At 48.5% G+C, this 23,725-nt stretch carries 18 protein-coding genes and 2 pseudogenes; 14 read left to right on the forward strand and 6 right to left on the reverse strand.

Annotation, left to right across the window (positions count from 1 at the left end; translation table 11 throughout):
• Positions 1 to 473: 473 nt before the first annotated feature.
• Both NFR90_RS04920 and narJ read right to left on the reverse strand, forming a co-directional pair.
• Positions 474 to 1,397, reverse strand: a complete 924-nt coding sequence (locus NFR90_RS04920) for a DMT family transporter (protein ID WP_251451111.1) — start codon at positions 1,395 to 1,397, stop codon at positions 474 to 476.
• A 12-nt stretch (positions 1,398 to 1,409) separates the two neighbouring features.
• Positions 1,410 to 2,042 carry a nitrate reductase molybdenum cofactor assembly chaperone gene (gene narJ / locus NFR90_RS04925; RefSeq protein WP_251451113.1) on the reverse strand — a complete coding sequence of 211 codons (633 nt, stop codon included), beginning with the start codon at positions 2,040 to 2,042 and terminating at the stop codon, positions 1,410 to 1,412.
• Between the two features lie 173 nt (positions 2,043 to 2,215).
• Here narJ and NFR90_RS04930 point away from each other — a divergent pair, with 173 nt between their 5' ends.
• The 5 genes from NFR90_RS04930 to NFR90_RS04950 all read left to right on the forward strand — a co-directional run bounded on the left by NFR90_RS04930 (position 2,216) and on the right by NFR90_RS04950 (position 10,348).
• Positions 2,216 to 3,511 carry an MFS transporter gene (locus NFR90_RS04930; RefSeq protein WP_251451115.1) on the forward strand — a complete coding sequence of 432 codons (1,296 nt, stop codon included), beginning with the start codon at positions 2,216 to 2,218 and terminating at the stop codon, positions 3,509 to 3,511.
• 36 nt (positions 3,512 to 3,547) lie between these two features.
• Positions 3,548 to 7,309: a nitrate reductase subunit alpha gene (locus NFR90_RS04935; protein ID WP_251451117.1), complete on the forward strand. Its 3,762-nt coding sequence runs from the start codon at positions 3,548 to 3,550 to the stop codon at positions 7,307 to 7,309.
• Positions 7,306 to 8,910, forward strand: a complete 1,605-nt coding sequence (narH, locus tag NFR90_RS04940) for a nitrate reductase subunit beta (RefSeq protein ID WP_251451119.1) — start codon at positions 7,306 to 7,308, stop codon at positions 8,908 to 8,910. Before NFR90_RS04935 ends, narH begins: the two co-directional genes overlap by 4 nt.
• On the forward strand, positions 8,910 to 9,623 hold the full coding sequence (narI, locus tag NFR90_RS04945; protein WP_251451121.1) for a respiratory nitrate reductase subunit gamma: 714 nt from the start codon (positions 8,910 to 8,912) through the stop codon (positions 9,621 to 9,623). The genes narH and narI overlap by 1 nt, the downstream gene beginning before the upstream one ends.
• 368 nt (positions 9,624 to 9,991) lie before the next feature.
• On the forward strand, positions 9,992 to 10,348 hold the full coding sequence (locus tag NFR90_RS04950) for a YgiW/YdeI family stress tolerance OB fold protein (RefSeq protein WP_160336314.1): 357 nt from the start codon (positions 9,992 to 9,994) through the stop codon (positions 10,346 to 10,348).
• Positions 10,349 to 10,387: 39 nt separating this feature from the next.
• On the opposite strand, the gene mutM is transcribed toward NFR90_RS04950, so the two are convergent.
• Positions 10,388 to 11,233: a bifunctional DNA-formamidopyrimidine glycosylase/DNA-(apurinic or apyrimidinic site) lyase gene (gene mutM / locus NFR90_RS04955; protein WP_160336315.1), complete on the reverse strand. Its 846-nt coding sequence runs from the start codon at positions 11,231 to 11,233 to the stop codon at positions 10,388 to 10,390.
• Between the two features lie 398 nt (positions 11,234 to 11,631).
• Between mutM and NFR90_RS04960 the strand changes: the two genes are divergently transcribed.
• A complete protein-coding gene (locus NFR90_RS04960) occupies positions 11,632 to 12,102 on the forward strand; it encodes a RepB family plasmid replication initiator protein (RefSeq protein WP_160336316.1) in 471 nt (156 codons plus the stop codon).
• Positions 12,103 to 12,595: 493 nt separating this feature from the next.
• Positions 12,596 to 12,889 (forward strand): annotated as a pseudogene (locus NFR90_RS04965) (HU family DNA-binding protein); the annotation flags it as partial.
• Between the two features lie 133 nt (positions 12,890 to 13,022).
• On the opposite strand, the gene NFR90_RS04970 reads toward NFR90_RS04965, so the two are convergent.
• A complete protein-coding gene (locus NFR90_RS04970; RefSeq protein ID WP_251451125.1) occupies positions 13,023 to 14,483 on the reverse strand; it encodes an FAD-dependent oxidoreductase in 1,461 nt (486 codons plus the stop codon).
• 363 nt (positions 14,484 to 14,846) lie between these two features.
• Between NFR90_RS04970 and metC the strand changes: the two genes are divergently transcribed.
• On the forward strand, positions 14,847 to 16,022 hold the full coding sequence (gene metC, locus NFR90_RS04975; RefSeq protein WP_251451127.1) for a cystathionine beta-lyase: 1,176 nt from the start codon (positions 14,847 to 14,849) through the stop codon (positions 16,020 to 16,022).
• Here metC and NFR90_RS11665 read toward each other — a convergent pair.
• Positions 16,006 to 16,940 (reverse strand): annotated as a pseudogene (locus tag NFR90_RS11665) (LysR family transcriptional regulator). The gene metC and the pseudogene NFR90_RS11665 sit on opposite strands and share 17 nt — an antisense overlap.
• Positions 16,941 to 17,039: 99 nt before the next feature.
• Here NFR90_RS11665 and NFR90_RS04990 point away from each other — a divergent pair.
• The 6 genes from NFR90_RS04990 (at position 17,040) to NFR90_RS05015 (ending at position 22,639) form a co-directional block, all read left to right on the forward strand.
• Positions 17,040 to 17,681: a LysE family translocator gene (locus NFR90_RS04990; protein ID WP_251451131.1), complete on the forward strand. Its 642-nt coding sequence runs from the start codon at positions 17,040 to 17,042 to the stop codon at positions 17,679 to 17,681.
• 339 nt (positions 17,682 to 18,020) lie between these two features.
• Positions 18,021 to 19,619 carry a hypothetical protein gene (locus NFR90_RS04995; RefSeq protein ID WP_251451133.1) on the forward strand — a complete coding sequence of 533 codons (1,599 nt, stop codon included), beginning with the start codon at positions 18,021 to 18,023 and terminating at the stop codon, positions 19,617 to 19,619.
• The gene (locus tag NFR90_RS05000) at positions 19,610 to 20,260 is read left to right on the forward strand and encodes a hypothetical protein (protein ID WP_251451135.1); all 651 of its coding nucleotides are present in this window, start codon (positions 19,610 to 19,612) and stop codon (positions 20,258 to 20,260) included. The genes NFR90_RS04995 and NFR90_RS05000 overlap by 10 nt, the downstream gene beginning before the upstream one ends.
• Before the next feature lie 248 nt (positions 20,261 to 20,508).
• Positions 20,509 to 20,922 carry an integration host factor subunit alpha gene (locus NFR90_RS05005; RefSeq protein ID WP_160334982.1) on the forward strand — a complete coding sequence of 138 codons (414 nt, stop codon included), beginning with the start codon at positions 20,509 to 20,511 and terminating at the stop codon, positions 20,920 to 20,922.
• 218 nt (positions 20,923 to 21,140) lie between these two features.
• A complete protein-coding gene (locus NFR90_RS05010) occupies positions 21,141 to 22,085 on the forward strand; it encodes an ABC transporter substrate-binding protein (protein WP_251451137.1) in 945 nt (314 codons plus the stop codon).
• 23 nt (positions 22,086 to 22,108) lie between these two features.
• Entirely contained in the window at positions 22,109 to 22,639 is a 531-nt protein-coding gene (locus tag NFR90_RS05015) for a hypothetical protein (protein ID WP_251451139.1), read from the forward strand.
• Positions 22,640 to 23,083: 444 nt separating this feature from the next.
• Here the strand turns inward: NFR90_RS05015 and NFR90_RS05020 are convergent.
• A partial coding sequence (locus NFR90_RS05020; protein ID WP_251451146.1) for an IS1634 family transposase occupies positions 23,084 to 23,725 on the reverse strand: 642 nt, incomplete at its 5' end.

A 23,725-nucleotide genomic window follows, 5' to 3' on the forward strand; every position in this document is an offset into this window, starting at 1 on the left:
CGAAGAGCTGGTTCTATGTAACCGCAACACGCTCAATACACGAGTGGAATATTGCATTTTCTTACCTCAGGTTTTGTATTATTTATGTTTCCGATTTTATATCAGACGAAGCTCAATGCAACTTAGATAAAGGATGAATACCAAAAGAAAAAATTAAGTATCACGCTTTTTAGCTATCATAATTTCGTTCAATTTATATTTAACACCAACACAGCAGGATAGCTAAAACTTAATGTATAAAATCATATCTAATTGAATTAGACTAACTTATTCTGACAATAGTAGAAAATGCCATAGCTCACAGAGTTGCAAGTTCAATTTAATTTATATTTTCAGCGTTAAATACTATTTAAGTTTCAGACGATTTGTCCTTTCATTTCATGATAAAAATGCGGGACAATCCTAAGTGAAAACAATATTAGTTTTTCCACTAATGGAATCCTACGGGCAACGCACTGACTTTCACGGTGAAATTAACTGCCGTTACCACGCTTGTACTTATATAAACTCGGATGTTTCGAAGGAATCGCTAAAACCACAACCGTCGCTAAAATCAAAACGCCTCCGATCAGCTCCCAGATGTTCACTGTCAAACCGAGAAACAGAACACCCAAGACCGTTGCTGAAACCGGATCCAGCGTCTCCATCATTCCCGCAACATCCGAAGGAATCAGCTCGGCAGCCGCCTGAAACAGCCAAAAGGCCGCAATCGTCCCAAAAATCACAATAAAGGCGTAAGCCAATACCGCACCAAGCGACCAATTAAGCGATTCATTCCAAAAATGATTGAAGAGTGTTACAGCGACACCAGTCAGCAAAAGCGCCCAGCTCGTTGCTGTGCCCGACCCAACCTGCTTGATCAGCTTCTGCGGAAGGATGACATACAGCGCCCCGGTAAGCCCGGAACCGAGTCCCATTATCAGCCCCATCATCGAAACATTCAGACTCTTTAATGAGCCGCCCGTGACGATCAGAAAAACACCGATGACGGCAGCCGCACCGCAGAGAATCTCTTTAAGAGAAAGTCTCTGGTGCTGAAACACCACCATAAAAAGCATCACCCAAAGCGGAACCGTAGCCGTCAGGACTCCTGCGACAGCCGCGTTGCTGTACTGAATACACACAAAGTAAGTGAGCTGCGTCCCGATAATCGTCGCGGTATAAATTAAAAGCTGTACAAAAGAAGAACCGCTGCGGAACGGCGCAAACACTTTGCTTTTGTTTAAAAAGAGCTCCAGCCCGACAAAAAGAGACCCCGCTAAAAGCATGCGGATAGAAATCAAATCCAGCGGCACAAATCCGCATTTTTGAAGCAGATATTGTCCTGCTGAACCCATCGCTCCCCAAAATATGGCAGCAAGTGCCGCCATCCCCATTCCGAGAAGCTGCTTATTCATACTCAATCTCTGTTACTTCCTAAAATGTACGCCCTGCTGAACCGGGTCAGCTGATGATCCAAACTTAACCGGCTGATCAAAAGATTCGGCTTCCAGACTCGGCAGAAGATCTTCTCGCGTCATCTCAGCACTGTCTGGTTCCTCACCTGCTAACGAAAGCAGTGCACCGGTCACCGCCTCCCACGGAGATTCCTCTCTCTGCAGCTGCTGATCAATTTTGACAATGTGCTTTGCTGCGCTCTTTAAATAAACCATCGCTTCCTCAGAACTGAGTCCCGACAGAAACTCTAAAAGCATCGGAAGAAAGTCCGGCATCTCATTGCTCGAAACCTCTAAACCATGATCCGAGTAGAGCCGCCTTAGATTCAGCATTGCCGCACCGCGATCGCGTGAATCTCCGTGCATGTGCTCAAAAAGATTCAGACTCGCCCGCTTGCCGATATCAAACGTTGCGACATACTGTTTCTGAAGATCCGAGAGCGGAACCTCTTGCATGCTGCGCATCAGCACTGATAACACTGTCTTCCATTTTTCAGAAATAAGAGATGAGCGCTCAATGTAGTTTTGAATCTCTCCCAAGCTTTCTATGAGATTCGCATCCGGATACAGCAGAAGGCACCCAAGGGCTTTTAATTCAGGAGTCATGTTTTTTCTGTCCTATTTAATTGAGTCGATCCTATCTAAAAACCTACGGGTATATCCGCAAAATCTGCTCAAATTGATACAACAATAAGTTACAAAGGACGACCCGCTTTTAAAATTCTAAGAGTAATCCCGAATAAAACATCCGGGAACAGAATATTTGATAAGGAAATAATATGCGTCCAGATATCAAGGTTTGGAATCCTGAAAATCCGGCCCAATGGAACAAGACGCTCGCATGGACAACAGTTTGGATCAGTACATTCAGCCTGACTTTCGGCTTTTGCGCTTGGTTCTTAGTACCATCCCTCGCTCCGCGCCTTAATGAAATTGGCTTCTCCCTGACGCACAGGGAACTCTATTGGCTTGTTGCCATGGTCGGTCTCTCCGCCGGTACGCTTCGTATCGTGTGGACCTTCCTTCCTCCGATAATCGGCACGCGCTATCTGGTCACCCTTTCGTCCGGCTTACTGCTCATACCGCTTTTCTGCTGGGTTTATGCCGTACAAAATATTGATACCCCTTACTGGGTTCTTTTAGGGTTCGCTCTGCTGAGCGGTATCGGCGGCGGTACATTCTCGGGCCTCATGGCAAGTACCAATTACTTCTTCCCCAAAGATAAGCGCGGATTCGCACTCGGCGTCCAAGGCGGCCTCTCCGATTTCGGTACCGGTCTCGTGCAGTTCGTGACGCCTCTTGTGATCGGCTTCTCCGCCCTCTCCGTTCTTGGAAACGGTCAAGTCGCGCATCTTGCTGATGGCAAGACCGTTACTTATTGGCTGCAGAACGCCGCATGGATTTGGATTCCGCTTGTCGCAATCGTGACAATTCTTGCCTGGTTCTGCCTGCGCTCCGTCCCGGTAACCGCAGACTTTAAAGATCAGTGGAAGATTTTCGGCAATAAACATACTTGGTTTATGACCCTCTTCTACTACGGAACCTTTGCGACTTTCGCAGGCCTCGGCGCTCAGCTTGCCCTGCTCGGCAACCACACATTCGCAGGTATCGAAGGCGCTCCGAGCGCGGTCGCTTTAGCTTGGCTCGGCCCGGTCATCGGCGCACTCTCCCGTGTAGGAGCGGGTAAAGTCTCCGATAAGATCAGAGGCGGCCGCGTCACCACAATCATGGCAATCTGCAACATCATCGGTCTTCTTGCGCTCTGGTGGTACAAACCGTCCAGCGTCGAAGGCTGCTGGATTTGGCTCATTGTGATGTTCTGGATTTTCTTCTGGACCGGTGTCGGCAATGCTTCTACAACCGAACAAATGGCTGTACTCTTCCCGCCGCTTCAGGGCGGAGCAGTTGTCGGCTGGACAAGCGCTATCGGCGCATACGGCCCCTTCACTATCGGCGTGCTCCTTGCTGAATGCGGAGCCGGCATGATGTTTGGCGTCACCACAGTGATATTCATCGCGATCCTTCTGATCAACCTCTACTACTACGACAGAAAGAACGCTCCGAATCTTTGCTAATCGTCGCCCCAAAACAATAAATCACTGGAGAACAATATGTCCGGAATCATGAAGTCCTCCCTCTTCTTCTCTAAGAAAGTCGGTTCATACTCCGACGGCTGGGGTGAAGTTGTAGAGCAGGACAGAGGCTGGGAACAGGCTTATCGGGATCGTTGGGCTCACGATAAGATCGTTCGTTCCACCCACGGCGTAAACTGCACCGGCTCATGCAGCTGGCAGGTCTACGTAAAAGACGGAATCGTCGTGTGGGAAACTCAGGAAACAGATTACCCGCCCACACCGCCCGGAGTACCGAATCATGAACCGAGAGGCTGCCCGAGAGGCGCAAGCTACTCTTGGTATCTGTACTCTGCTTCACGCGTCAAACACCCGCTGATCAGAGCCGAACTCAAAGAACTTTGGAGAAACGCCCGCAAGACGATGAAACCGCTTGAAGCGTGGGCAAGCATCGTCGAGGACCAACAGGCGAGAAAGTCCTATACGTCCGTTCGCGGCTTGGGCGGTCTTGTTCGCACAACATGGGATGAGGCGCTCGAAATTATTGCCGCAGCCAACCTCTATACCGTTAAGAAATACGGTCCCGACCGCATTTCTGGTTTCTCGCCGATTCCGGGCTATTCCATGGTCTCATACGGAGCAGGCACTCGCTATCTGAGTCTGATTGGAGGTGCCCTTCTTTCCTTCTATGACTGGTACTGCGACCTTCCTCCGTCTTCTCCTCAAACATGGGGAGAACAGACCGACGTACCGGAATCCGAAGCGTGGTACTACTCGAGCTACATCATTGTTTGGGGCACCAATATTTCGATGACGCGTACTCCGGACGCGCACTTTCTGACTGAATGCCGCTACAACGGCACTAAGGTCGTCAATGTCTGCCCGGACTACGTTGAAGTGACAAAAGATGCGGATTGGTGGATTCATCCCAAACAGGCTACCGACGCGGCTTTCGCAATGGCGGTGAGCCATGTCATCTTTAAAGAGTTCCACTACGAGCATCCCGATCCGTACTTCACCGAGTACTGCCGCAATCTCACCGACTTCCCGATCCTTGTGACCATGGAGCCCCGTGAGGACGGCCGGTTCACCGCAGGAAGATACCTTCGCGCATGCGACATCGGCTACAGTGCCGATAAGACCAACAACCCGGAGTGGAAAACCGTCGTCTGGAATGAATTAGATGATTCACTTGCTGTCCCGCAGGGCTCAATGGGCTACCGTTGGGGACAGAAAGAAGGTCAGGACCTCGGCAAATGGAACCTGCACGAAGTGGACGGCGAAAGCGGAAAATCCGTAAAGCCTAAACTCACGTTTGTCAAGGACTCCGACGCGGTTATCGATGTCTGCTTCCCGTATTTCGGCGGCAGGGAAAGAGACGGCTTCCCCAACAATGCGATGCCCTCCGATATCATGGTCCGTAAGGTCCCGGTTAAAAAAGTCATCACCAACGGCAAGGAAATTTACTGCGCAACCGTATTTGATCTGTTCGGAAGCTACCTCGGCGTTGACCGCGGATTAGGCGGAGAATGTGCAAAGAGTTACGAGGACAACATTCCGTTTACTCCGGCTTGGCAGCAGAAGATCACCGGAGTAGAACCGCAGTACGCCATCACGCTCGGCCGCGAATTCGCCACTGCGGCCTCCAAGACCAAGGGGCGCGCCTGCGTGCTCATGGGCGCGGGCGTCAACCAGTGGTTCCAGACAGACAATACCTACCGCTCCATCATTAACATTCTTTTGATGTGCGGCACATGCGGCGTCACAGGCGGCGGCTGGTGCCATTATGTGGGTCAGGAAAAAATCAGACCGGAAGCAGGCTGGAGCGAATACTCCTTTGCTAAGGACTGGGAACCGGCCGCGCGGCACATGAATTCAACGAGCTACTTCTACGAGCACACCGATCAGTGGCGCTATGAACGTATTCCGCTGAGCGATATGCTCTCTCCGCTTGCTGACACTAAGGTCTATAACGGAACATACGTTGATTACAACGTAAAAAGCGAACTGATGGGCTGGCTGCCGTCGGCTCCGCAGTTAAACGTCAATCCGACTGAGATCGCCCCCCGGGCGGCTAAAGCCGGAAAAGACCCGCAAGCCTACTTGATTGAACAGCTTAAAAACAAATCCATATCCTTCAGCTGCCTGGATTTAGACGCTGAAGAGAATTGGCCGAGAAACCTCTTCATTTGGCGAAGCAACGTGCTCGGCTCCTCAGGCAAAGGTCAGGAATACTTCCTGAAGCATTTGCTTGGCACGCAGAACGCAGTACTTGGCCAGGAGCTTGACGGCAAAGACCCGGCGCTGATTCCGCAGCTGCAGACGAAACGTCCCGCGCCTGAAGGCAAGCTTGATCTGCTCGTCAATATGGACTTCCGCATGAGCACCACGTCCATTTATTCGGACATAGTGCTTCCTGCAGCCACGTTCTACGAAAAGAACGATATCAATACGACGGATATGCACTGCTTTATCCATCCGTTCGTAAAAGCAGTTCAGTGCTCTTGGGAAGGCAGAAGCGATTGGGATACGTTTAAATCTATCGCGAAGAAGCTCTCCGAAATAGCCGCTGAATATCCGCAGGACTTCGCCGAAGTAACCGATGTCGTTCTGACACCGCTTGGACACGACAGCCCGCACGAGCTCGGCCAGGCGCTTGATGTTAAGAACTGGTACCTCGATGAATGCGACTTAATTCCGGGTAAAACCGCGCCGCTGATTCACGTCATTCCGCGTGATTATCGGACCATCTATCAGAAATACACGTCTGTCGGTCCGCTCCTTTCTAAGAACGGCGGTGGAAACCGCGGCATCAAGTGGAATCTGGACCCGGAAATCGAAGAGCTGCGACAAATCAACGGTACCGTCCAGGAAGGCGTCGCTAAGGGACGCCCCAAGATGGAGACGGATATCAACGCCGCCAACTTCATTATGCGTGTATCGCCGGAAACCAACGGCGCGCTCTCTTATAGAAGCTGGTCCTTCGTGAAGGATCAATGCGGAGTTGACTGCAGTTTCCTCTCTAAAGAACACATCGGAGACAAGATCACTTTTGACGATCTTGCGCATCGTCCCGCTAAGACTTTCACCGCGCCCGACTGGTCGGGTATTGAAAACAGCGAGATCCCGTATGTGGCGTTCTGGCAGAACACCAACATGAAGCTGCCGTGGCGCACGTTAACAGGACGCCAGCAGTTCTATCAGGACCACAGCTGGATGAGAGCTTTCGGTCAGCAGTTCGCACAATACCGTGCGCCTGCTAACCAGCGCGCACTAAAGGGTTTTGAGAACATCACCGACAACGGTAATAAAGCCATCGTGCTGAACTTTATGACTGCCCATCAGAAATGGGGTATTCACTCGACCTATTATGACAACGAACGCATGCTGTCGCTCTCAAGAGGCGGTCCTGTCGTTTGGATGAATGACATCGATGCGAATAACGCCGGCATTGTCGATAACGACTGGATCGAATGCTGGAATGCCAACGGCGCGGTGGTCGGAAGAGCGATCGTCACTTCTCGTATGCCGGAGGGTCTGTGCATTATGCAGCACGCTACGGAAAAGACCGTCAATACACCGGGATCTGAAATCACCGGACAAAGAGGCGGAGACCACAACTCTCCAACCCGAGTGATTGTGAATCCGACCCATATGATCGGAGGCTACGCGCAGCTTTCTTATGCCTTTAACTACTATGGAACAATCGCTCCGAACCGCGACGACTTCGCTTGGGTCAGAAAAATGAATAAAGTCGATTGGATGGATGAGGAAGCGCCGAAGAAGGGAGGTACGCTATGAGGATTCGTGCGCAAATCGGCATGGTCCTAAATCTGGACAAATGCATCGGATGCCATACCTGCTCTGTCACATGCAAAAACGTATGGACAAATCGCCCCGGTATGGAATACATATGGTTCAACAACGTAGAAACCAAGCCGGGCGTCGGTTATCCGAAACGCTGGGAAGATCAGGATAAATGGACCGGCGGATGGGAGCTGCATAACGGCAAACTGCGCCTGCGCCGAGGCACTACGCTCGGACTTTTAGCGGGTATTTTCGGCAACGGGAAACTTCCTCAGATCGATGATTATTACGAACCCTTCACCTTCGACTATCAGAATCTGCAGAAAGCGCCCCGCATGAAAACCTGCGTCACGGCTCAGCCGATTTCCTACATCACCGGCAAGAAAATGGCCAAGATCAAGGGCTCGGCCGCATGGGACGACAACTTGGGCGGTGTCGATATCAAGACTGTTGAGGACGTTAACCTCAAGAATGTCGAGCGTGATATCTACGCGCAGTACAAGAACACCTTCATGTTCTATCTGCCCCGCCTGTGCGAACACTGTCTGAATCCGGCCTGCGTCGCAAGCTGCCCCTCGGGCTCAATTTATAAGCGCGAGGAAGACGGCATTGTCGTGGTAGACCAGAACAAGTGCCGCGGCTGGCGTATGTGCATGAGCGGATGCCCCTATAAGAAGGTCTACTACAACTGGTCAACCGGCAAAGCGGAAAAATGCATTTTCTGCTATCCGCGTGTTGAATCCGGCATGCCGACCGTCTGCGCGGAAACCTGCGTTGGCCGTATTCGCTACATGGGCGTCATGCTCTATGACGCAGACCGTATTAAAGAATTGGCCTCTACGCCGAACGACGGAGATCTCTACGAAGCTCAGACTCAGATTTTCCTGGATCCTAACGATCCGAAAGTTGAAGCTGCCGCTCTGGAAGCCGGCATCAGCCGTGACTGGGTCGAAGCAGCGAAACGCTCTCCGATCTACAAGATGATTGCTAAGTGGAAGATCGCGCTTCCGCTGCATCCGGAATTTAGAACTCTGCCGATGGTTTGGTACGTACCGCCGCTTTCGCCTATCGCTCAGGCGGTCGACGTGGGCAAGCTTTCGCTGAAAGGATTTATTCCGGACTTAGAAAGTCTGCGGATTCCGCTTCAGTACCTGGCCAACCTTCTGACAGCAGGAAATATTAAGCCCGTACAGGAAGCTTTGAGCCGACTGCTTGCGGAAAGAACAGTACTTCGTCAGTACAGTGACAAAGCCGGCCTCAGTCAGTTCCTTAGCTGCGAAATACTGCCCGAACAGCTTGAAGGGTCCGGATTTGACGAAGAACTCAGCCAGCTCGGTTTAACGCTCCAAGATGTCTGCGATATGCATAAACTGCTTGCCATTGCAGACTTCAAGGACCGCTTCGTTGTACCGAGCGCCAACCGCAATAATCAGGCAGCTGTTCTGCTTCAGGGCGAACAGGGCTTTAACGCGGGCGGCGGCTTTGATCAGAGACAAAGAGCCGATACGCTCTTCGGAGGGCCGATGAATCGCAAGATTATTCCGCTCTTTGAAGAATATCAGCGCTCAAATGACTCTGTACAGGAGGGCAAATAATGAGTAATTGGACTCTGATATGGCACTACCTGATTTTTGGAGTGCTTCCTTATGTCGTGATGGCAGTCCTCGTTGTAGGAAGTATCGCCCGCTTCGTTCTGGCGCCTTACAGCTGGAAGTCTCAAAGCAGCGAAATTCTAGATAAACGCGGACTGACTTTAGGTGCAAACCTGTTTCATCTCGGCGTCATCTTCCTCTTCTGTGGCCACTGCTTCGGACTCTTTACTCCTACGTGGCTCCTGGACGACATCGGGCTGACGCCCCGCATCCATCAGATGCTGGAAATTATCGCGGGCGGCCTCTCCGCGCTCGTCGCGATCACGGGTCTTTTGATCCTGTCCTGCAGAAGACTCTTCAATGAACGAGTACGCACGAGCTCCAGACCGAGTGACTTCTTAGTCCTCTTTCTGCTGATTGCCGTCATCGTTCTGGGCATTTGCTGCGTCATCAATTCATACGAATATGACCGCTCCGGCGCGACCATTATTCTTTTCGGAGAATGGGTCCGCGGACTGTTCACCTTCGATCCGAATGCCTGGCAGCTGATCCTGCAGGTTCCTGACTGGCAGAAGTGGCATATCTTCACCGGACTGATGATCTTCCTGATCGTTCCGTTCACAAGATTGATTCACATTTGGAGCGGCTACTTCACTCCGTTCTATCTGCTGAGACCTCATCAGATCATGAGAACAAACGGCAAGCCGATGAAGTAATCCGTCTCTTCCCTGAAAATCCCGCGTAAATCAGCGCGGGATTTTCTTTTGCCAAAAAGAAGCGCTGAGACGCTCATGAAAGGTCGGTCATTGCTGCGGCCTGAACACACACCAAAATAAGTAAATTCATTAATAGTTTTCTGGTGTGGTCTTTTTAACATAATTAATTATTTTATTTTGATTATTCAATGCGTTAAGAGTAATTTACTTTCATAGATAAATAATGAATTCACACCGAGAATTGAAGGACACATATAGAAATGATTTTCCGCTGTATTTTCACAATCCGGGGTCTAATATAAGCGCTAACGGTTGGCTAGATAAGCAAAAGCCCTTATCATTCAAGTTTGATATTAAAAGGAATAAATATGAAAAAACAAATTCTTGCAGCACTGCTCTTCGGTGCATTAGCCACACAGATTCCGGCACAGGCTGCCGGCGGTTTCCAGGGCCCGGGCGCAGCTCAGGTGGTTTCGACTGCCCAGCTCAAATCTCTGCCTGATGACGCCTATGCGATCATTGAAGGCTCCATCGTACGCAACATCCGCGGCGATCATTATGAATTCAAAGATGCTTCCGGCACCATCGATGTCGAAATCGACCACAAATACTGGAACGGTCAGACTGTCACTCCGAACAACATCGTTCGCCTGACGGTTGAAGTCGACAAAGACCTGATGAAAACTGAATACGATGTGAAGAAACCGATCGAAATTCTGAAGTAATTTAGATTTATCGATTTCGAGCCCGCACGTCTGCGGGCTTTATTTTTGTGCTGCGCCTCGCGTCATGCGCTGACAGAGGGAACAGTAGTATGTCGCGCGCCCGGCCTGAACCGCTCGTTTAATCGGGCGGCCGCACTTCACGCACGGTTCGCCTTCTCTCCCGTATACACAGGCGCTAAGCGTAAAGTATCCTTTCTCGCCTTCAGCCGAAACAAAGTCCCGCAGTGTCGATCCTCCTTCCTGAAGAGAAATTTCAAGAACTTCCCTGACCGCGTTCACGAGCTTTTCGAGGCGCTTCTTTGAAAGAAGATTTGCGGGTACAAACGGATTGATCCCGGCTTTAAAAAGCGATTCCGAGCAGTAAATATTGCCGACTCCGACAACGTGTTTCCCGCTGAGAAGCGCCTCTTTAATCGGGACAGACACTTTAGAAAGCGAGGCAAATAAATCTTTGGCGTTAAAGTCGTCAGAAAAAGGCTCAGGCCCTAATTTTCGTATTTCCGCCATTTCATACGGGTTTTCACTTTCATCGAGCCATACCAGGAATCCAAACCGTCTCGGATCGTGATAACGAACCGTTAGATCTCCGAAATTCAAATCAATATGGTCATGCTTTACGGGCGGCGTTTCCAACGGATTAACCACTCGCATAACGCCGGACATACCTAAATGAGAAACGATGGAACCGTGTTCAAACCTCCAGATAAGGTACTTGCCGCGCCTCTCTATATCCAGAAGCTCCTGTCCTTGAATCAGGTTGGATAAATTCTTAGGGGCGGGCTTTCGAAACCGAGCCTCCCGCACCAATGCGCCGGTAGAGGTTCGTCCCTTAATTCGAGACAAAATACCGCGTCTCGTGATTTCCACTTCAGGAAGTTCAGGCACGCTTCTTCCTTAGCTTGTGGTCTGAGCTCTGCCGAATAACCATGTACGAACTTTTGATGTGCGACGTACCGAACGATCTCGAGAGAGCAAAAATGAAGGCATCTGAATACTATCCAGACGAGCTGAGTCGAGTCTCTTCACTGAAGGGATTCGACGCATCAATAGTTCTTGCTCCTGAGATTTACTCTCTGCCATTTTGCAGCTCCATTGCTTTGCCTTTCGAACAATATAGTCGCTTTTATACCAAATCACACCTAGGGTTTCTATGTAGCAAGTACATATGTACTATATCGATTCATGCGGCTGAAAGCATCGCCCAAGCTTCGCAAAAGCCTCGGCAGAAACCTATTGAATAAGGCAAACTGCTAGAATTCCTTCGAATCATTTGCGGAATTATCATGAAGACCAAGTCTAAAAGCGGAACCTTATATAAAGAGGATATTCTCCAGAGTGTTTTGGAGCTCACTGCTGTCCAGGCAGAGATCCTTTCTTTCATCTTATCGGGGAAAACTTCGGACGCGATAGACTTAAAAGCCTTCTATCCGGTGACTGCCGCAGATATCTCTTTATTAAGAGACATGGAGCCTCAGCTCGCTTTCGAAACACTTCAAAAGGAATCCTCCTCACTCTTTGATCAGTTTGTCATGATTCGCGGCGGGATCGAAGCCGAAAGCGATGAGGATATGGAGTTCTATCGCTGGCTTGGACAGCTTCGTTATTACGAAGACGATAAAGCCGTCGGCTACCTTTTCTCCGACATGGTCAAACTTTACCTTCCGGATATTCTTAAATCTCTTCAGATTCGTGAAAAAAAGTCTTCTCCCATCCAGAGAGAATTAGGGCTGTTTGGTGACGAGTCAGGAAATTAGCCGCTAAGAAAAAAGCTTTTCCTGAAGGGTTCAGCTGTAAATATGCGAAAAAGACCACAATTATTTAAACGAAATCCTTAAAATTTATCGGCAGCCGCTCTGAATATCAACAATCAAAAAACTCTAATCGGGATACTGAAACGGCATATCGAAAAACTCTTCTGGCACATCCCGATATTTATATTTAAATTTCGTACAAATCACCATTGATTTTTGCATCAGAACACGAATCGAAAGCGGGATAAATATTTGCGCATGCAGGCTTTATTCTAGAAAGTTCCTCCCGTTTAATAGTGATCCGCGTTCACTTCTCATATCCAAGAAAAGTACTCGAGCACAGAAAATTTTTATAGTAGAAGCTATATGTGCTATGAATAAAAAGGCACTGAGGACAAGAGGCTGATCGATAAAAAACTAAAAATGAGCACTTCCTATTTAAAAAGTTTTCACCCATTATATTTTTGTTTTATGATCTTGTTCTCTTCATCAACGAAAACGAAAGGAAAACGAGATGAATAAATCTGAACTGATCGATGCCGTTGCCAACACAACCGGCAAAACAAAAGCCGACGTTAAAGCTGTCATTGACGCTGTCATGGAACAAGTGATCAACACTGTCAAAGAAGGCGATGAAATCACACTTATCGGCTTTGGCACATTCAAATCTTCTGTTCGCAAAGCCCATGAAGGCCGCAATCCTTCTACCGGCGAAACAATTCAGATCCCTGCCGCGACACTTAAGTTTGTTCCCGGCAAGCAGTTCAAAGATGCCGTAAACGCTAAGTAATTCGTTTTCGACTTCAATTTAACCCGCTCAATTGAGGGTTAAATAAAAAACGCGTTTTGAAAAATCAATACGCGTTTTTTATTTGTTTTCACGAAGCCCTTCTATCAAGGGCTTCGCTTATTTGTCGTGCAGATTACTTGCCGGCAACAGCAGCTTTTTCTGCGTCTTCCGGTTTCTGTCCGCGCGGAACGATCACGCCTGTCGGCTGTTCAGCAGCGTTGCGTCCGGCGATACGGCCGAATGTAACGATGTCGGCCATAGCGTTGCCGCCGAGGCGGTTGGCACCGTGAACACCGCCTGTGACTTCACCGGCAGCGAAGAGACCCGGGATAACGTGACCCTTCTTATCGAGAACCTGAGCTTCAGTGTTGATTCTCAGACCGCCCATTGTGTGGTGGACAGCCGGAGTCACCTGAACAGCGAACCAGGGGCCTTCTGTCAGAGGACGCGGCATGTCGGCGCGGCCGAATTCAGCGTCTTTCTTGTCAGCCTGGAACTTAGCATACTGTCCCATTGTGGCCTTCAGGTTGGCAGCGTTGATCTTGAGCTTGTCGGCGAGTTCGTCAAGTGTGGCGCCTTCTGTAACGAGGCCCTTCTTGATGTATGTTTCGATCGCTTTCAGGCTCTTGCGAGTGGCTGTATCGAAAACGAGGTAGCCGACTTTGCCGGGCTGTTTGAGCTCAGCAGCGGAAACAACGTCACGAGTCTGCAGTTCGTTGATGAAGCGCTTGCCGTCCTGGTTGACAAGGATAGCGCCGTTACCGCGAACCGCTTCAGTGATCATTTCGCCGTTGTTGGGAACTACGGTCGGATGAGTCTGAATCTGAGTCATGTCGACTGTATCGGCACCGGCTTTTTCACCGAGGATGATACCGTCACCGGTAGCGCCCGGCTGGTTGGTTGTACCAAAGCCATTGAGCTTGGGATTGATCTTTGTCAGCAGTTCCTGATTAGCGCCGAAACCGCCGGAAGCAAGAACAACAGCCTTAGCGTTAATGGTCTTGACACCATTCTTGTCCTTGTACTGAACTCCGACAACCTGGCCGTTCCTAACGATCAGCTTCTCAGCCTTAGCGTTGGTTCTGACGTCAATGCCTTTGTCCTTAGCGGCAGTAGCAAGAGTCTTAACAACGTTGGCTCCGACGAAGCCGCCGCCCGCAGGACGGTGAGAACGCTTGTTAGTGGCACCGGCCATCATACCGACATCAGTCAGGTCTCCGCCGGGCAGAGAGTTGATGAAGTCAACAGAGTATCTGGCGTTGTCGGTAAGAACATGAACGAGGTCAGGATTGTTCAGGTACTTGCCACCCTTCATCGTGTCATTGAAATGGGTTTCGATGGTGTCTTTGATACCGGCCTTTTCCTGCGGTTTGGTTTCAGCAGCGTTCAGACCGCCGGCTGCGCGGTTTGTATTGCCGCCGACAAAGGCCATTTTTTCAAGAACGATGACCTTTTTACCCAGATCATGAGCGGTCACTGCGGCGGAGAGACCGGCACCGCCGGCACCGATAACGACCACATCAGCGTGATCTGCGGCAGCTGCAGGAACAGCAAAAGCGGCAGAAACCACGGAAGCCAGAAGGATTTTTTTCATTTAGATTCACCTCGTTAATGATGTTTTTAGAAAAACAGGCTGATTTTACTCAAAATAACAGTCTGTTACTAGTATTAGCCAGGATCAGCTAACAAATATTATTCATAGATTGACTATTTTTTAGTAATATTTCTCATGCAAAAGAAAATTAATTTCAAATTATCCCTCCAAATCAAAATGTTATGACTAACAAGCAACTTGTTGGAATTTTGAGATATAGGTATAAATCCCTAGAATTATTTCATGATCCTTCTGCATCACGAGTTCTTATAAACATTAACCTTCCGCATTGCCGGGGTGTTCCGGATGACAGTGCTTTATCGGGCCTATACTACGGACATCACACTCCTAGGACACTTATCTATGCGTAAACGTTTAAAGATCGATTCTGAACTGGTGCACCTTGGCAGAGACCTTGATAAGAGTTCAGGTTATGTGAACATTCCGCCATATGAAGGCTCAACAATCCTGCATCATGACATCGCGGATATGAAGAACCGAGTCCGTCTTCAGATGAACGGAGAACCGAGCTTCACATACGGCACAGAAGGCGGCCCGGCTCATCAGGCGTTTTATGAAGCAATGAATCAGCTCGAGGGCGGAGCCGGAACTTGGGCCTACGGCACCGGATTAGCGGGCTGCGTTACTCCGTTCTTTGCCTTCGTCCAGGCCGGCGACCACGTTCTCGTTACCGATTCGGTCTACGGCCCGACCCGAGATTTTTGTGAAACTCTTCTCAAGCGCCTCGGCGTCGAAGTGGAGTTCTATGACCCGCTGATCAGCTCGGGAATTGAAAGGCTCATCCGGCAGAACACTCGGCTCATTTACATGGAGAGCCCGGGCAGTCACACGTTGGAAATGCAGGACGTTCCTGCCATTATTGCCGCCGCGAAGAGAAAAGATGTCATCACAATGATTGACAATACGTACGCCACACCGCTGAACTTCAACCCGCTCAGGCTCGGCGCGGACGTTGTCATTCATGCGGCCACTAAATATATTTGCGGTCACTCCGACGTTCTGATGTCAACCGTCACCTGCAGTGAGAGAACCTGGCCGGAAGTTAAACGTGTGAGCAAAATGCTTGGACAGTACGCGTCCGCTCAAAGCTGCTATCTCGGATTACGCGGCCTGCGCACATTGAAAGTTCGAATGGATGCGATCGGCGCGCATACGCAGGCTGTCGTCGACTGGCTCAGCCAAAGAAAAGAAGTGGAAAGCATTCTTTGGCCCGCCTATCCGAAAGATCCGGGATACGCGATCTATAAGCGCGACTTCTCCGGTCCTATCGGACTCTTTTGCTTTACGTTCAAACCCAATTTCACCGATGAGCAAATCGACAAGTTTCTCGATTCACTGACATTATTCGGTCTCGGCTATTCCTGGGGCGGTTTTGAAAGTCTGATCCTTCGATGCTACGGCAAACGCACTGTAAGAAACCGCACGGATCTGGATCGAATGGTTCGTGTTTATATCGGCCTGGAGGATCCCTCAGATCTGATCGCAGATTTGGAACATGCATTCAGCGCAATTCAGTAGCTGCAGAATGTAAGGCAAAAAACTGAGAAATTTCATTCAGCACAACGTCTCGGATGGGAGAAAGCACCAACGGATTCCACGCCATTGAAAGCGGCAGAGTCGCAGGAGCGTTTTTCAGAGTATGCGCGCTGACATTCGGCGGCATCCACGGATAAAAAGATTCCGGAAGGAATGCGATGCCCTGCCCGCAGCTCACAAATGCCATTTGCCGCGGAGAGGAATCCACTTCGTGCACAATGCGCGGCGTAAATCCGCCCAGCGACTCACAGAAATGAACCAGCCCGTCAAACAGCCGAGGCGCGATTGAGCGGCGGGAGAAGACAAAACTTTCGCCGCTCAGATCCTTGGCTTCAATTTCCCGGTACCGCGCAAGCGATGCTCTTTTCCGAGTACAACAATCGGTTTTTCCATCCGCAGGACCCGCATCTTTAACCTTCGGTCGCTAAGCGAATCAAAAAAAGAAATGCCAATACTGATCGAACCTTCTGTCAGCTCAGTTTCCGTCTGAAACGAATCGATCTCCTTCACAAAAAGGGATATTTTCGGATAGTTGGCTGCCAGCTGACGCTTTAATTTTGGGATAAAGAAAATCATGGCTTCAGCGTTGGCGCCGATGGTCAACACACCGCTTGCGGCTTTTGTCATCTGATTCACGGAGTAGCTTAGAGCCTCCGCCTGGCGCAGAAACTGTTCAACCAGAGGCACCAATACAGCACCCTCCGGCGTGACCCGTACACCTCGAGGCGTGCGCTCAAGCAGCTGTACCTGAAGCCGGTCTTCCAATTCATCGAGCTGAGCGAGCAAAGGCGGCACCGACATATTCGAACGCTTCGCCGCTTTACGGATACTCTTTTCCTGAGTCACGACCGCAAACAGCATCAGCTGACGCATCGTCCTGTAATCAAAGCGTGTCTGCATAAAATTCAAAAATTCTGTGTTAAATATTTAGTATCACTCTTGAGTTTTAATAAATCATTTCTTTTTACACTTTTCAAATAATAAATTAAAGGAAAAGAAATGGATTCAACAAACCTGATGCTTTATTTTCTGGTTGTTTTAGTCACCTGCATCACTCCCGGAGCAGGCGTTCTCTATACCCTTCAGAACGCTGTAATGTACGGAAAAAGCAGAGCATTCTGCTCTCCCACGGGTGTCGCCTTGGGCAACTTGATCATGAGCATTATCGCGGCGACCGGTTTAGGCGCGGTAATTACCAGTTCTCCCAAGCTCTTTGCCGGACTGCAGATCGCGGGCTGCCTTCTCATGATCTATTTTGGTTATAAAAGCTGGGTTGCACCGCCCCACAGTCTCTCTCAACGGATTGAAAGCTTTAAAGACCCCAGTCCCTCCAAAGCACGCTTTAAGATTTTCTCGAGCGCAGCGCTGCTGCAGCTCACGAACCCGATGCTGATTATTTTCCTGCTGTCTCTGATGCCGCAGTTTGTCAGTCATACGAGCTCCTATGCCTTGCAGCTGACGGTACTGATCAGCATCTTTGTTGTTACCTGCTGGCTGGTTCATATTATTTACAGCTACAGCGCGGCGTATGCGGCTGGCCGCTGGATGAATGAAAAGTTTTCCAAAATCGTAAATAGAACTGGAGCCGTACTTTTCTGGCTGATTTCCGCCTCAGTGCTGGTAAAGCTTTACGCTGTCTAGCAACAAATAGAAACTCAAAATGAGTGCCGTATCGATATGGTAGTAGAAATACCTAGTTGTTTGTGCTAGTATTTGTCCGTGGCAATTAAATATTGTCACTTCTCCTTGGGATTTGAGGTTGGTGATGGAATCTCCGGGGGATCTCCGAAGTTCGTTCAGAACGACCGATCCTCCACCATCACATTTAGACTGGCGCTTGAATTTATTTTTCAAGCGCTTTTTTTTGCCTGAAAACAGCAGACTCAGTTTCCGAATTGAGCCGTATCGGCATGTCTCTCAGCGCCTCTTTAGTATCATTGTTAAAAACCTGTGAAATCTAATATACCTGTCAGAGATCAAATGCCGAGCGCACTTCCCGGTTTGAAGGAACCATTTATTCAAAAACTCGATGAACAACGCATCCGAGTACGCAAGCTGCCGGCAATTCTGATGCCCACATACTTTGCCTCAGGTTCTTCTCCGTACTCTGCACAGGCGGCAGCGCAGGATACTCAGACGAGTCTTGAGCGCTCGCTCTCAGAAGTCCTCTCTCTTTGTGACAGTGATGAAGTCAAGGACCATGAATCGTATTTGACCGTAACTGCTCGAGGCGACCCGGTACTTCTCAATCATAAAAGTGACGGCACGCTCAGCCATATGCATCTGCGGCTTGCGCACCTGAGAAAAAAGTATGCCGCATCACTCAGCACGCAAGATGCGGAAGACTTTATCCGTGAGATAGTCGGGATCCAGGAAGAGTTTGCGGCCCTAGATCTGCAGCTGATCCTGAAACGGATCAATGAACAGAGAAAAAGCACCGGTTTTGAGGAACTGACCCGTAAGGATCTGGATACCGTTCTTCCTCTTGTCCCGTATTTTCAGACGTCTTTTGTTGAACATATCCTCCAAAACTACTCTTCTGAAACCATTAGGAGTTTTTATCGGATGCTCTCGGCCGCATGTCCTCATCAGCGCAGCTCAGAACGATTAACCGACATTCTGCTCAGACGCTATGACAAATTCTTCTCAAGCCGCATGAGGCAGGCGCTGAGACAGTTTAAGGCTCTCATCAAATATATCGGCCGGGAATCTCGGCTTGGCAACACAGAAACCGTCTCCGAAGGATTTCAGCTGGCCGCCAAAACCGCATCTTCCTTCTCGCAGTTCAAAGCCTTTTGTCTTGACGACAGTTTCACGCTCAACCCTCTTGATGAATGCTTTTTTATTTGGCAGCAGGAAAAACACAAGATTCTTCCCTCATTCTTAAAAGCCTATGCAGGCGAACTGACAGAGATCATCTCCCGTTCCGAGATCGCACGGGAAAACGTCAACCTTGGCGCCGAAACTTCCTTTGAAGAATCGAGCTTTACTACTCGCGGCGGCTCTGAAATTAAGTTGTCCGAGACAGAACTCTCCTATGACGGGAAAAACTATCTCTTAGCGGAAATAGATTCTCTCTTTTACTGTGCCTCAAACTTCAAAGCCGATCAAAACGCCCCCTCCTGCAGGTTCAGACATTGGGGATTTCGCATGTCTAACGGAGAGGAAGTCCGCTTTGCTTTCGATGAGGAAAGCGAATGGCAGAGCTTCATTTATGTCTTCAGGAACATTGCGATGCTTGCCCGCATAAAAAAGTTTAGCGAGCTTCTTAAGGAAGGCGGTACCTTAAAATTCATGCAGTGCCGAATTTCTAATTTAGGCGTTGAATTCCCTCAGAAGGAACAGTTCTGGGGGCGGAAGTCTTTTAATTTCTATCCCTGGAAAGATATCCTGATCGAATTTTTCTCTCAGGAATGTATCCTTCACGGAGGCCCTCAGAAAGCCTACATCAATCTATGGAACGAACCATACATTACCGACATTGCTTCGATGCTTCGCGCCCAAAAGACGTCGCATTTTGATCGCCTGTCAGCGCAAAATCCGATTTTTCTGATCAAGAGAGATACCTCATGGAGTTAAAACCTCAGAATCGCAGCGGCTTTCAGGAAATAGCCGACATGATCCCCAATCTCTCCTTTCATCAGTCGGAGCTCGAGGTGCGCTCGGAAGAGACCCTGCCTCCTATAACCGGGAATGCGCCGGTTATGGGTCTGCCGGTAAGAAGTCAAACGCTGTCCAAAGCATTTATTTGGGATTCATTCGAACTGGAGTATTACGTTCGACCCATACAGGAAAAGCCCTTCAAAGAGTCTTTGGATTACCGCAGCGCCCTTTTTGTCTTTTCACGCGACCGCAAGAGCCATCCCGGTGATCCGATTTTAATTTCTGCGGTATTCGAAGACCCGGAGACGGAGATCCCATGTCTTGTCACTTTCACCGCTGAAGCCACGATATTCAATAAGAGCGTCAAAGGTCTTTTTAAGGAAGAAGATGCACTTGCCGCGCTTTTTAGTGAAGTGACTAAGGCGCTTAATCCGGAAGGTCTTCCGGAAACTGCCGGCGAAACATACATTCAGCATCCTTTGTCATTTCATCGCACACCTCAGGGCGCCGAACCAATAAAAAGCAAATCCGGGAAAAAATCCTCTGCGGCCTTTTGGATGGCCGTCCTAATCGGATTATTCATTATCCTTGCCACTGCTCTTTCTTTAAACGACTAATCGAGTTTTAACAATTTAATAAAAAAAGAATCGCTGGATTAATTGCTCATATTGAGTCAGTGGTAAATAGACATAATTAGTGGGATTCTGTCGCGCATCCTCCCGATTTTTCTATTCAGACGAATTCGGAGTCGCTCGTCGAAAAGCAAATGCTTATTCCGTAATTTTGCTTAATAATTAACGAAATAGGACAACAAAGCAATATTGGTATAGAATCCTCCTTTCGTTTAACCCAAAATTAGAAGATCATGGAAGAACTCCCAAAACAAGCTGTTAAAGAACAGCAGAAAGAAGAAACAACAATGGTTCTGTGCAGCCTGCTGAAGGAAGGCGACACATTAACCAAGAGCCATCTTTCTGATGTGATTTATGAACAATTCGGGCTGCCTAAAAAATTCTGTAAAGAAATCGTTGAGCTCTTCTTTCAGGAGTCTCTCGAATGCTTAGCTCGAGGCGAGGACTTAAAGCTTTCAAATTTTGGCGTGTTCTCAATTAAGAAGAAGAACGAGCGTCCGGGCCGCAATCCTAAGTCCGGTGAGGCTGCCGTTATCAAAGCTCGTCAAGTCGTTTCCTTCCACCCGAGCGGTCAGCTTCGTAATGAAGTCGTAGAAGGCCGTAAACATGACGCCATTCTTCAGTCCTCGATAGAAAAAGTGCTTTAATCTTTATTTTTAAAGTCTCAAGACCGACATCGTTCGGTCTTTTTTTTGTCTTTAAGTTTTAACTCATCTAAATAAATCTCATTCTCATTTTGCTGGAGTAATCCCTTACTCGTATCAATCGATCAAAAAACAGCTTTCGTTATTCGTAAATGATAATAATTATAATTTTCAATATTGTTTATTCTCGATCTACATATCAGTTAGTTCAAGGAATTCATATGAAAATTAAATCACTCATTGCCTCAATCCTCATTCTTGCGGCTTCTGCCGTCTCGGCAGCCGCGCCTCAGATTAAAGAACTCAACATCTCCTACGTTAAACCTCCTTTTGTACTTCAGCTTCTCGTCATGAAAGACCGTCAGATGCTTGAAAAAGAATTTGAAAAGGAAGGGATCAAAGTCAACTGGCACAACATGGGGACGAGTCCGGAAGCGGCCCGCGCAATGGGTGCCGGAAGTCTTGATATCGCCGGCAATATGAACACTGCGGCTGTACTCATGCTGAATTCAGAGGGTCTGCCTGTGCGCATTCTGACAGGCACTGCTCATCCAACCTCAAACTTTGCCATTGTGTCCAAACCCGGTACGCATCTGACAATTAAAGATCTAAAAGGTAAACAGGTAGTCGGCCCCAAAGGAACTTTCCTGCATCAGCTTCTTGTCGCCGCGTTAGAGAAAGAAGGACTCAAAGAAAGTGACGTGCAGTTTATCAACATGGGAATTCCAAAAGCTTTAAGCGCCATTATGGCCGGTCGGGCTGACGCAGCGCTTGTCGCAAGCAGCGCGCTTATCAAAGCGAACAAGTCCGGAGCCGAGACAATCGTAAACGCCGACGGACTGGTTGAGCCCACGCTTGTCATGACCACCACTCAGAAATTTGCCGAAGAACACCCAGATATCGTCAAACGCGTCAGCAAAGTCTATAAGGAAGCGCTTCAGTGGATGAAAAACAACCCGGATCAAACCGCAGAAATGGGCGCTAAAGAGCACGGAATTTCTGTTGAGAACGCTAAGACTCTCATTGAACGAAGCCACTACTTTGACAAGATGACTCAGAAAGATGTGAACGATCTCAGAGTCAACGAGAAATTTCTCAAGGATAACGGGATGATGAGAAATCCTGTAAAAGTCGAGGAATTAGTCCTTCCGCTTGCTTTCGAATAACAGTTCTACTTTAGGAGTTTTAAATGACCAATGCTGAAGAAATTCGCGTGACAGAAAATGGCGGAAAGACCATCACCGTTATCACGCTTAACGACTGTGAAACCTATCATGGACTAAAGCGCTGCGGTGGTCTTGCCCTTTGCTTTCGCATGATGAAATATGCGCTTGATCGACTGGTGCCTGAAGGTGAAGTGGCTCAGCGCAAACTTATCACTCTAAAAACAGCTTTCCCCGGCCCCGGTATTACGGATTCAGCAGAACTTATCGGGCGCTGTGTAACCCGAAACCGTTTCATGGCTTTACCCTCAGAAGACATCTGTGCACCGGAATGCATCTTTGGAAAGCTGTATTTCGAAATCGGTTACGGAAATAAAGTCATGAAGCTGACTGCTGTCGACGGCATTGTGTCTCCGGATTTCTTAGCCGCCGGCCGTAAATTCTATACAGGCACTGCCAATGAGAAAGAAACCGAGACTTGGATCGATTTTAAGGGCAGGCTCTATGACGCGGTACTCTCATCCAACGTAGAGAATCTGTTCAAGATCGAGTACTGATCAGACAGCAAAACCGCCGGCATCTGAAAGCGGTACTCTTATTCAAGCTCCTGCAGTTACAGGGGCTTTACTACTTTTACCGCTCGAATTATCAGTGATACCGTTCGAATCATTGAGAAGACTCAAGAGATCAGATCCTCCTAAGTATGAAGAAAAGACCACAAGAACCTCTTCGACTTGTGGTCTTTTTCGCATATTTTCTTTTCTACGGTGCAGCGTTGAGCATCAGACCGAAGAATTTGTGGTCAAAAGCACATATTTTTAAATACTCCTTTAAATGGGATGGTAGCACACCCATTATCCCTAAATAAATCCTGCTTCCAGCAAAAAATTACCCTTTTTATCCCGACTTTTCCTTGATTTTTAAAACGATTTCGCGGTACAACCCGTGAGTACCAAGCCTTTAGCCGATTTTATATTTTAGCGACTTCGTAGTTCAACGATTCATCGGATTTTAAAGCTTCTTCCAAGTTTCCTAACTAAAGAGCCGTGACTCTCAAGACGCGTCAGGGGCTCCAAGCCGCACGATTTCCAGATGTCATTGGCAATTTCCAGAAGAGGTTTGTACTCTCCGGAGGACGTGCTCCCTTCAGAGTTTTCAACCACACACTGATATAGCTGACTTTTACTTTTTCTTAATGCATTCAAGGGGGAGACGCTGAGCGCATTGAGGGCTTCTACAACCTGCCTTACAGAGTATTTCAAGGCATCCTCTTTCAGCTGTTTCTGCATTAAACGAGTCAGGACAAGGCTGATATAGCACAGTACAAAATGACCCCGTATATGCTTGGTTGTCCATACGTAGACCGGCCTGGCTTCAATCGCCGTTTTTAACACTCTAAAGTTATCCTCGATTCTCCAGAGTTGTCGAAGCAGTGCATAAATGACGCTCGAATCTTGATCTTCGATATTGGTCAGCAAGGCCGTGTAACCGCACCATTTAAGACGCTTGGTGTAAAGCGTTTCATTAAATTGAACTTCTTTAAGCTCTGATTTAATAAAACTCTTATAGCCGTTGCGATTAGCTGCCTGGACAGCTTTCGCTCCTTTTCGTACGAGTTCTTTCGCACGTGTTGTCTTTTTTCT

It is taken from the genome of Parasutterella muris, assembly GCF_943193095.1.
GTDB classification, from domain to species: Bacteria; Pseudomonadota; Gammaproteobacteria; order Burkholderiales; family Burkholderiaceae_F; genus Parasutterella; species Parasutterella muris.